Raw genomic sequence first — 8000 nt, forward strand, 5'->3', positions numbered from 1 at the left:
GTCAGCCCCGTCACCTACGAGCAGCAGCAGTCAGCTACCCTGGCGCTCGCCGCATAACCACACAAACCCGTGTCTACCAACCAGGGTGAAGCCCCCAAGTCGCCGTCCAGTGGCAGAAGGCATCCGCCGGCGACTGGGCCGCCGACGTCAGCCGCCGTGTCTCGGAGAACCGATGAAGCTACCCGTCACCATCCACCAAGCACGGCTCGGATCCGTGGAGTTCAAAGTCATCCGACCAGCCCAGCCATTGATCCACGCCGTGCTCACCGACCACGATCGACGCCTGGACGCCTACCTCGATCAAGACGCCGCGCGGCGAATCGGCGGTCTATGGACGCTCGCTGCCTCTTCACCGCGCTCACTGGTCCACCTGCCGATGCGAGGCAACCAAGCCCCCTCCCGCGAACTGCCGGAAGACGGCATGCGTCAGCTTGATCTCGTACTGCTGCATCACTCGCTCCAGTTCGCGCCTTCACGATGGAAGGAGGTGCGCGGGCGACTCGGCCCGGGTCGTCCGCAGACCGTGACGCTGCCCGATCCGGGACATCCAGGCGACGCCGTGATTGACCACGAGGCACGGCATTACCGGGAGAACCGGGACCTGTTCCACCAGCATCTCCACGCCGAGACCCTGTTCATGACCGGCAGCGCGAAGGTGTTCAGGGAAACCGCCCGGCACTTCCTCAACGTCGCCCGAAACGGTCCCAGCCACGTCCCCGTCCATCCCAGCTACCCGTACTTCTGCACAGAGCTCCACTCCAACGACGGCATTCTCGGCGACGCGCGCGAGATCCATATCGAGTACTGCGACCAGTGGGACTCATGAAAGGCCGCGGCCCCTCCTCCTGCTCTCGAAGGAGCCGCTATCGTGCAGCCGTGACCGGTTTTGCCGCACAGCCTCCACTGCTCTTCCTCGATGTCGACGGTCCGCTCATTCCGTTCGGGGCAGCGCCTCAGGAGTATCCCAATGCCGCGTAGTTAAGGACTGGTTGGGCTGGTCAAGACCACGTCCGGGTGGTTGTCCAGCCGGTCGGGAACGGCCCATTCGGGAGCCAGGATGTAGGTCACGGGGGCGACTTTGCGCAGGATTCCCTCCCTTTCCCAGCGGATGAGCTCACCGGTCAGGCTTCGATGGTGGGGAAGGCCGAGTTCCTTGGCGATCTCGGTGGCGTGCCGGGCTCGGCCGGGGTCGGCGCGCATGAGTTGGAGCGTGCGATCCCGTCGTCCCTCGGGGGCGAGTTCGGCGCTCTGGTGGACGGTGACCGTGATCCCGGTCATGCGGGCGGTGGCTCGGAGACGGCTCTGGTCGGGCGGGTTCGCGTAGCGGGAGACCGGGCACTTGACGCGGCGCGGTGCGATGCACGGCCGACGCCCGGACAGCCGGTTATCCAGGACCGCTCGGCCGATCCGGCCGGTTTGAAGGGGGCGGGTGAGGTCGGGCAGGATGCCATCGGCGGCGACGACCTGGTCTCTGGCGGCTTCGAGGGCGGCGGTGAACGCGGCCCGATCGGGGTCGGTGCCGGGCTCGGACTCTGCGGCTTCGGCCATGGCCCGGCGAAGAGCCTGGTAGACAACCAGTTGGGCCCAGACCTCCTGCTGTACCCCGAGGGGGTCGTGCGAGCGCAGGACGAGCCCGCTGGCCAAAGAATGCCGCAGGGCGTAGAACGCCGATTCGATCTCCCATCGCTCACGGTAGAGGGTGACGAGCTCCGCTGCGGGGTAGCGGTGGTGGTCGAGCAGCGTTGTGGCCAGGCGGTAGTGGCCGGTGATGCGGACGCCCCCGTGGACTGTCGCGGTGACCTGGGCGTCGATGACGCGCAGGCGTACCCCGCGGATCCGCGTCAGGTAGGAACCATCCGACAGATGGGCCCACTTGGCGGGAGTGCGGCGGTTGTCGAGGCGGACCAGCAGCTGGGCTCCGGTGGCCGCGCAGCGGGCCAGGAACTCATCGGAGTCGAAGCCTCGGTCGTTCAGCAGCAGCATGCTGTCGTCGAGCAGCGGCAGCAGTTGCTCGGCGTAGACGGTCTCTCCTGGGGCTACCGGGCCGAAGACCGCACCAAGCAGGGCGCGCGTCCCGGTCTCGCACAGGGCCACGAGTTTCAGCATGGGGTAGCCCTCCTGTCCGTAGCGGTGCTTGATCTTGCCGAGCCAGTCGCAGACGCGCGGCCGGTCCGGGGCCTTGGCAGAACTGCAGCCGTCGAAGGCCACGGTCCGCCAGCTCCGGTAGCGCACGCCAGGCGTCGTCGGCTGGGCGACCGGCCCGGCGAGGCTGTCGAACAAGAGCTCCAATGGGGCCGGCCCCAGTCGCCGACGCAGGTCACGCAGGGCCTTCTCCGAAGGGCAAAGGAGGTTCAACTGCCTTAGGCCGGCGGTGAGTTTGTCCCATACCCGCAGGTAGCCCAGGCTCGGGAAGAGAGCCAGGGCTAGAACGAAGTACACGCCGACCCGCGAGGGCAGTATCCGCAGCCTGGCCTGCGTGGTGCCCGTCCGCGCCAAGACGTCGTCGACGAGTTCGAAGGGAATCTGCCGGGTCAACTCCCCCAGATGTCCCGGCGCGTACAGGCCCTTCGCGACGGTGACGGTACGAGCAAGCACGACAGTGGCACAATCATCAGGCAACGGGACCCCTTCGAGCAGGAAGACCTTGGTCGGCTTCCTGGCTCTACCCGGGGTCCCGCATTCATGATCTCCGCCACTGCCTTCGGCGAGTTGGGAAACCACCCGGACGTGGCCTTGACCAGCCCAACCAGTCCTTAACTACGCGGCATTGGAAGTACCCGCCCGAGTTGCGGCAGCGAGCTGTTGCCGCGTACCGGGCCGCCGACCCGAAGCCGGTGATCCGGCAGATGGCCCGGGACCTCGGGGTTCACCACGAAGCCCTGCGCAACTGGATCCGCCAGGACGAGGCCGACCGGGGCGAGCGCGACGACCGGCTGACCACCGCCGAGAAGGAGGAACTCGCCCGGCTGCGTAAGGAGAACGCCGAGCTGCGCCGGTCCTGCGAGATTCTCAAGGCCGCCTCGGCTTTTTTCGCCCAGGAGCTCGACCCGACCCGGCGACGGTACTGAAGCTCATCGACGAGCACCAGGACCGCTTCGGGGCCGAGCCCGTCCTCCGGGAACTGCACATCCCCGCCTCCACCTACTACCGCTGGCGCCGTGACCTCGTCGAGCCGTGCGAGCGCAAGCGCCACGACGCCGAGCTGACCGAACACATCCGCCGCATCCACGCGGAGTCCGGCGAGACCTACGGCTCCCCGCGTGTGCACGCCGTCCTGCAACGCGAGGGCACCCGCGTCGGCCGCAAACGGGTCGAGCGCCTGATGCGCCAGGCCGGGCTGCAGGGCGTCAGCCCGCGCCGACCCCGCGGCTTCACCCGCCGCGACCCTGCCGCCGACCTCGCCCCGGACCTGGTCCAGCGGGACTTCACCGCGAACGCCCCGAACCGGCTGTGGGTCGCGGACATCTCGCTGATCCCCACCGGCGAGGGACCGTGGTGGCTGGCCACGATCCGCGACGCCTTTTCCCGCCGGATCGTGGGCTGGCACACCTCCGAGCGGGCCGACGCCGACCTCGTCCTCACCGCCCTGGAGTACGCCCTGCACGGCCGCCCCGTCGAACCCGGCCAGCTGGTCCATCACAGCGACCACGGCTGCCAAGGTGGGTTCAACCGGTCGTCGCAACACCTCGATCGTGGAGGTGTCGGGTGGGGCGGCCTGTGGGGTGGACAACGAAGGTGACGGGGCGTCCGGCGATGCGTTCGCCGGGTCGGCCACCGGTGCGTCGGGACGTGGAACGCGCGTTCTGGTTGAAGATCGCCGAGGGGCTCACGAGCGAGGATGCCGCGCTGGCATGCGGGGCGTCCGGGCCCGTCGGTTCGCGGTGGTTCCGCGATCGTGGCGGGATGCCTTCAATCCAGCTCAGCCCATTGTCAGGCCGGTATCTGTCGTTCGCCGAGCGTGAGGAGATCTCCCTGTTGAGGGCCCAGGACGCCGGCGTGAGGGAGATCGCCCGCAGGCTGGGGCGGTCTCCGTCGACGATCTCCCGTGAGCTGCGACGCAACGCGGCCACTCGGTGCGGGCAACTCGACTACCGGGCCTCGATCGCGCAGTGGAAGGCCGAGCTGGCCGCTCGCCGGCCGAAGACGGCCAAGCTCGCGACCGACGAGCGGCTGCATGAGTATGTCCAGGACCGGCTGGCCGGCGTGATCCAGGCGCCGGACGGCAAGACGGTGTCTGGTCCCACGACCGAGCGGTGGAAGGGACGGAACAAGCCCCGCCGTCAGGACCGGCGTTGGACGACGGCGTGGAGTCCGGAACAGATAGCCAAACGGCTGCCGATCGACCACCCCGATGACGAATCCATGCGGATCTCGCACGAGGCGATCTACCAGGCCCTCTACGTCCAGGGCCGCGGCGCGCTCGACCGTGAGCTGGTCACGTGCCTGCGGACAGGGCGTGCCCTGCGGGTTCCTCGCTCCCGCGCCCGCAGGAAGGCGGCCGGTCACGTCACGCCCGACGTGATGATCAGCGAGCGTCCCGCCGAGGTCGAGACCCGGGCCGTCGCGGGCCACTGGGAAGGCGATCGTGCGACACGAAGTTGCACGAGTTTGAGTGGACTGACCGATTGGAGGGGCGGCTGATGAGGCCGTAGGTGCAGTCACGGGTCCGTGTCCGTATGACCCGTCCCCGCCCTTGACGTGCGACGACGGTAACGGCGTGGTGCGAAGCTCAGGGGAAAGCCCATGGACTCCCGTTCCATCCGGGAGTTACCGGCAAGGGGAAGACCGGACGGGTGAACGCAAGTGAACTCTCGTTGATGCCTCGTGATCCCAAGCCCCGCCGATGGAAAGTACCAGCGGGGTGCATGGCTGGCCGCTGAGAAGCGGCAGGCGCTGGCCGGTAGAGGTCACTCCGGCCAGGTGGACACCGCCGCCTCGGGGTAAAGAGAGCACCCACCCCGGTCGTATCTCACTCGTGTGGAACGTGGAAACCCCGTTGGGGTCCGGGCCGTCGTGGCCCGGTCGGCCGACCGTGAGGAAGGCTCAACTCCCCAGCGGGAACAGGATGGCCCAAGAAGCCAATGCCGGAAGCCGAAAGGAAACGGGAACCCGGGGCAGCATGATCGGCTTCTCCGCCGATCGCCTCGCATAACCGTCCGGATACAGGCTGCTGCCTGGACCCGAAAGGGTGCTGACGTGGGCCGGGTGAGCCTGTGCGGACTCACTGGACAACGACGACGGAACCGAGGGGCAAGTTGGACACCATGACGGATGCGGGCGGAGCGGTCCCGGCCGCCCTGGTCGCCGCCGCGACGGTGAACGGACCCGAGGGCGAAAATCTGGACTGGGCGTCGATCGACTGGCGCCGGGCCGAGGAGGACGTACGGCGTCTGCGGCAGAGAATCTTCACGGCATCGCAGGCAGGGGACCTCAAGAAGGTCCGCAACTTGCAGAAGCTGATGCTCCGCTCCCGTTCGAACACGCTCCTGAGCGTGCGGCGGGTCACGGAGATCAACGCAGGACGCGCGACGGCGGGAGTCGACGGGAAGGTTGTGCTGCTTCCCCAGTCCAAGGCCGCGCTGGCCAACTGGGTCCAGCACCAGGCCCGACCCTGGACTCCCCAGCCCGTCAAGCGGGTGTTCATCCCCAAACCGGGGACCGCGAAGAAGCGCGGCCTCGGGATTCCCGTGATCGTCGACCGGTGCCTTCAAGCAGTGGCACTGGGCGCACTGGAGCCCGAGTGGGAAGCGCGGTTCGAGCCGAAGTCGTACGGCTTCCGGCCCGGCCGCGGCTGTCACGACGCGATCGGCGCCATCTACTCCACGCTGAACGGGAAGAACCCGCAGCGTGTGTGGGTGCTCGACGCGGACCTGACGGCGGCGTTCGACCGTATTGACCACGACCGGCTGCTGGCCGCGCTCGGCACCTTCCCCGCCCGGGGACTGGTCCGGCAGTGGCTCAAGGCTGGGGCCGTGGATCGAGGTCGGTTCGCCCCGACCGAGGAGGGAACTCCGCAGGGCGGGGTGATCAGCCCGTTGCTCTTCAATGTGGCCCTGCACGGGATGGAGGAAGCCGCAGGGGTCCGCTACTACACCGCCGGCCGAGACGCCGGAAGTGCCCAGCGCGGAAGTCCCGTGCTGGTGCGATACGCAGACGACTTTGTCGCGATATGCACCAGTCGTGAGCAGGCCGAACAGGTCAAGGAACGGCTGGCCGCATGGCTGACGCCCAGAGGGCTCGCCTTCCACGAGGACAAGACACGCATCGTCCACGCGGAGGCCGGGTTCGACTTCCTGGGGTTCAACGTCCGCCGGTATCACGGCAAACTGCTGATCAAGCCGAGCACAGCGGCCCAACGACGGATCCGGGAACGGCTGCACGCCGAGATGCTGGCCCTGCGAGGGGCCAACGCTGCGGCCGTGCTCAAGAAGATCAACCCCATCGTGCGGGGCTGGTCGGCCTACTACCGGATGGTGGTATCCAGCGAGGTCTTCACGGCGCTGGACAACTACATGTGGAAGCTCGCCTACAAGTGGGCCAAGCACAGCCACCCGAACAAGCCGAAGCACTGGGTCTCCAGCAAGTACTTCGGCAGGTTCAACAAGGCCAGGAAGGACCAGTGGGTGTTCGGCGACCGCGACAGCGGCGCCTACCTGCTCAAGTTCTCCTGGACGAAGATCGTCCGGCACCAGTTGGTCAAGGGCAGGGCGTCCCCGGACGACCCGGCCCTGGAGTCGTACTGGGCCGAGCGGCGTCGCAAGGGACCCCCTCCGCCGGTCGACGGCATGACCGTGCGCCTGCTTCAGGCTCAGCGCGGTCGTTGCCCGGTCTGCGGAGGGCTCCTGCTGCACGCCGACCACCCGCCGCGAAGCCCCCAGGAATGGGAGGTATGGCGGGCCGTCATCAAGAAGGCGATCTCCAAGCAGTACGTCGCGTTCCTGGGCGGAAGCACGCCGGGCGATCAACGAATCCGTCTTCTCCACACCCAATGTCAACGGCGGAGCGGAGCCGCCGAGCTGACGAGTCCAGCACCTTCGCCTGCCCGCGAGCCCATGGGGCTTGCTTGAGCCGTGTGCGGTGAACAGCTGCTTGCACGGTTCTGAGGGGGTGCGGCGCAGTAATGCGCCGTACCTACCCGACTGATCATCGGGGCGAACCGGTCCGCCATCGGCACGCTCGTGGAGCGCACGAGCAGGTTCACGATCCTGGTCCACCTGCCGCGAATGGAAGGCTACGGCGTCGAGCCACGGGTGAAGAACGGCCCCGCGCTGGCCGGATACGGCGCCGAGGCGATGCGTAAGGCCCTCACAGTCCAAATGGCAAACATCCCAAAGCAGTTGCGACGATCACTGACTTGGGACCGGGGGAAGGAGCTCGCCCAGCACGCCCAGCTGAAGGCCGACACCGGCATCGCCGTCTACTTCGCCGACCCGCACAGCCCCTGGCAGCGCGGCACGAACGAGAACACGAACGGGCTGCTGCGGCAATACTTCCCGAAGGGCACAGACCTTGCCCGCTGGACCGCTCGCGACCTCGCAGCCATCGCTGGGGCACTCAACACCCGGCCGCGGAAGACACTCGGCTGGAGAACTCCCGCAGAGGCACTCGACGATCAGCTACTCTCGCCCCAAACCAGCGGTGTTGCAACGACCCCTTGAACCCGGTTTGCGACCCGCGATCGGAGTGAAACACCACCCCGGCTACCTCGCCGCCCCGGGCCGCCACTGCCATCTCAAGGGCGTTGACGACCAGTTCGGCCCGCACGTGCGGGGCCATCGACCAGCCCAGGACCCGGCGTGAGCAGATGTCGATCACGCAGGCCAGGAACAGCCACCGGCCGCCGACCTGGATGTAGGTGATGTCGCCGCACCAGCGCTGGTCGAGCCGGGAGGCGGTGAAGTCCCACTGCACCAGGTCCGGCACCGGCGGCGCCACCGGATCGGGGAGGGTGGTCCGCTTCCGGCGGCGAAGGTGGCGGCCGATGATGCCGTGCTCGCGCA

The 8000-nt window shown here is 67.9% G+C and carries 5 protein-coding genes and 4 pseudogenes; 7 read left to right on the forward strand and 2 right to left on the reverse strand.

The features are described 5' to 3' along the window. Positions 1-172: 172 nt before the first annotated feature. A complete protein-coding gene (locus tag AC07BF_RS37210) occupies positions 173-826 on the forward strand; it encodes a hypothetical protein (RefSeq protein ID WP_363589679.1) in 654 nt (217 codons plus the stop codon). 50 nt (positions 827-876) lie between these two features. Then, a pseudogene (locus tag AC07BF_RS37215) lies at positions 877-966 on the forward strand (HAD domain-containing protein); the annotation flags it as partial. Positions 967-978: 12 nt separating this feature from the next. Here AC07BF_RS37215 and AC07BF_RS37220 read toward each other — a convergent pair. Next, a complete protein-coding gene (locus AC07BF_RS37220; protein WP_478334557.1) occupies positions 979-2619 on the reverse strand; it encodes an IS4 family transposase in 1641 nt (546 codons plus the stop codon). A 59-nt stretch (positions 2620-2678) separates the two neighbouring features. On the opposite strand from AC07BF_RS37220, the gene AC07BF_RS37225 reads away from it, so the two are divergent. The 5 genes and pseudogenes from AC07BF_RS37225 to AC07BF_RS37245 form a co-directional block, all read left to right on the forward strand. Next, positions 2679-3068 (forward strand): transposase, encoded by a 390-nt coding sequence (locus AC07BF_RS37225; RefSeq protein WP_478334558.1) that lies wholly within the window; start codon positions 2679-2681, stop codon positions 3066-3068. A 5-nt stretch (positions 3069-3073) separates the two neighbouring features. Next, positions 3074-3739, forward strand: a complete 666-nt coding sequence (locus tag AC07BF_RS37230; RefSeq protein WP_478334559.1) for an IS3 family transposase — start codon at positions 3074-3076, stop codon at positions 3737-3739. Between the two features lie 14 nt (positions 3740-3753). Next, positions 3754-4584 (forward strand): annotated as a pseudogene (locus AC07BF_RS37235) (transposase); the annotation flags it as partial. 680 nt (positions 4585-5264) lie between these two features. Next, positions 5265-7067, forward strand: coding sequence for a group II intron reverse transcriptase/maturase (ltrA, locus tag AC07BF_RS37240; protein WP_478334560.1), 1803 nt, complete (start codon positions 5265-5267; stop codon positions 7065-7067). A gap of 72 nt (positions 7068-7139) precedes the next feature. Next, positions 7140-7658: pseudogene (locus tag AC07BF_RS37245) on the forward strand (IS30 family transposase); the annotation flags it as partial. A 7-nt stretch (positions 7659-7665) separates the two neighbouring features. Here the strand turns inward: AC07BF_RS37245 and AC07BF_RS37250 are convergent. After that, a pseudogene (locus tag AC07BF_RS37250) lies at positions 7666-8000 on the reverse strand (transposase); the annotation flags it as partial.

It is taken from the genome of Kitasatospora sp. NPDC043950 (genome assembly GCF_056435345.1).

Bases quoted from the DNA above. Each gene is read 5' to 3' on its own strand.
- AC07BF_RS37210 (WP_363589679.1), top strand. From the start codon at position 173: ATGAAGCTACCCGTCACCATCCACCAAGCACGGCTCGGATCCGTGGAG.
- ltrA (WP_478334560.1), top strand. From the start codon at position 5,265: ATGACGGATGCGGGCGGAGCGGTCCCGGCCGCCCTGGTCGCCGCCGCG.